The following is a 1,971-nucleotide window of genomic DNA, read 5'->3' on the forward strand; positions in this document are numbered from 1 at the left end:
GCAGCCAGGCCCTGGCCGGCCCGCGGGGCGCCGGGGTGGGTTGGGGCCCCGCGGGCGCCCGGCACCCGGGGGCGGGCGGCCGGGGGGGCGCCGCGGGGGGGGGCCGGGGGGGGGCCCCGGGGGGGGGGGCCCCCCCGGCGCGGGGGGCCGGGGGGGGGGGGGGGGGCGGCCGGGGGCCCGGCGGGGGGGGGGGCGGGGGCCCCCCCCCCTCCGCGTGTGGCGTGTGGGGCGTGCGGTGTGGAGTGCGCGGCGTGGGGTGAAGTGCGGCCGGGCGCGGGCCCTCGCGCGTCGGCGGCGGCGCTGCCGGGGGAGGGCGGGCTGGCCGGGGCCGATTCGGGGACGCGACATCGCGTCGAGCACCGCCGGTGATGGCCGTTTCGGGCGCGACCGATGCAGCAGCCATGGAATGCTCGCGTTCCGCGCGGCCCGCCAACAACGGGCCCGTCGCTCACCGTCCTGCCCACTAGGAGGCTCCACGCATGTTCGCATCGCTTTTCGTTCTGTTGTATGTCGCCCATTTATTAGCCGATTACCCTCTCCAGACAGACCACCAGGCAGCACATAAAGGAGAGCGAACCGCGGTCGGGTGGCGCGCCAACGCCACGCACACCCTGACGCACGTGGGGACGTCAGCCGCCCTGCTCGCCACGGGCGCAGTCGTGCTCGACCTCCGCTACGGCGTTTCCGTTTCCGTGGTCGCCCTGGTCTGGATCGGTGCCAGCCACTCCTTCGTCGACCGCGGGTGGCCAGTGGAGCGGTGGATGAAGAACAGCCTCCAGGAAAAGTCCTTCGAGGAAGGAGGAGCCGCCCCCATCGACCAGGTCGCGCACGTTTTCGCGCTTATGGTCGCCGCACTGGCCATTGCTGGCATGTCTTAATCGACGTACATCACATGATGTCGAAACACCTTGTTTGAGGGCCGCTCCACCTCCCGGGAGCCTTGCGCCCGTCGGCCCCTCCGCATCTGCGGCGGACGGGCCCGGCTCCCGGGAGGCGTCCCCGCGCGGGGGCGGGAATACTCTGCCGCGTCGTCCGGTTCTCCACGGGAGCGCTTGACCATTCAAAAGAATGTCCATGCGGCGACGAACCATGCAGCAACGAGGAGTGGACCGGTGAAGGTCGAGATCTACAGCGACATCGCATGCCCGTGGTGTTACGTCGGCAAGGCGCGCTTCGAGCAGGCGCTGGCCGCGTACCCGCAGGCGGACCAGGTCGAGGTGGTCTACCGGCCGTTCCAGCTCGACCCGAGCGCGCCGGATGAGCCGCTGCCGCACCGTGAGGTGCTGGCGGCCAAGTACGGGCCGCAGTCCGTGCAGATGGACGCGCGGATCACGGAGCTGGGCGCGGCCGAGGACCTCGTCTTCGACTTCGACACGGTCGTCGAGAACAACTCGCTGCTGGCCCACCGGCTGCTGCGGTACGTGCTCGACACGTACGGGCCCGATGCGCAGGCCCGGCTCAAGGGGCGGCTGCTCGCGGCCCACTTCGGCGAGGCCATGGACATCGGCGACCGCGCGCAGCTCGCCGACGCGGCCGTCGAGGTCGGGCTCGACCGGGACCCGATCACCGAGTTCCTGAACGGCGACGACCTCCATGACGAGGTCCTGGACGAGATCGAGGTGGCCCGGTCGCGCGGCGTCACGGCCGTGCCCACCTTCGTCTTCGAGGGCCAGTGGGCCGTCCAGGGCGGCCAGGAGGCGGACACCTTCCTGCGCGTCTTCGAGCAGGTGGCCCAGGAGACCGCGACCGCCACGGCACCCACGACGGGCCCGGGCGCGGCGTGCGAGGGCGACGCGTGCGAGGTACCGCGCGACTGAGCCGGGGCCTGGGCGGCTCGCCTGAGTGCTGGGGCCCGGGCCGGCCGGGCCCGGGTGGCTGGGCCTTGATCGTGGGGTCCGGGCCGGGGGGGTATACACAACTCCGCGCCCCCCCGACCGCCGCCGAGGGGGGGGGGCGGGGGGGGGGGGGAAA

At 73.4% G+C, this 1,971-nt stretch carries 3 protein-coding genes; all 3 read left to right on the forward strand.

The window, feature by feature from the left end; translation table 11 throughout:
• On the forward strand, positions 1–260 hold a 260-nt coding region (locus AAHZ94_RS33340), incomplete at its 5' end, for a hypothetical protein (RefSeq protein ID WP_349997440.1).
• Positions 261–479: 219 nt separating this feature from the next.
• Positions 480–878, forward strand: coding sequence for a DUF3307 domain-containing protein (locus AAHZ94_RS33345; protein ID WP_349997441.1), 399 nt, complete (start codon positions 480–482; stop codon positions 876–878).
• Between the two features lie 234 nt (positions 879–1,112).
• Positions 1,113–1,817 carry a DsbA family oxidoreductase gene (locus tag AAHZ94_RS33350; RefSeq protein ID WP_349997442.1) on the forward strand — a complete coding sequence of 235 codons (705 nt, stop codon included), beginning with the start codon at positions 1,113–1,115 and terminating at the stop codon, positions 1,815–1,817.
• The last annotated feature ends 154 nt before the right edge of the window (positions 1,818–1,971 follow it).

Origin of the sequence: Streptomyces sp. HSW2009 (genome assembly GCF_040240285.1) — a bacterium.
In the GTDB taxonomy this organism is placed as follows: domain Bacteria; phylum Actinomycetota; class Actinomycetes; order Streptomycetales; family Streptomycetaceae; genus Streptomyces.

What these genes read in the sequence shown, in the direction of transcription:
- AAHZ94_RS33345 (WP_349997441.1), top strand. Translation starts at nt 480, where the DNA reads ATGTTCGCATCGCTTTTCGTTCTGTTGTATGTCGCCCATTTATTAGCC.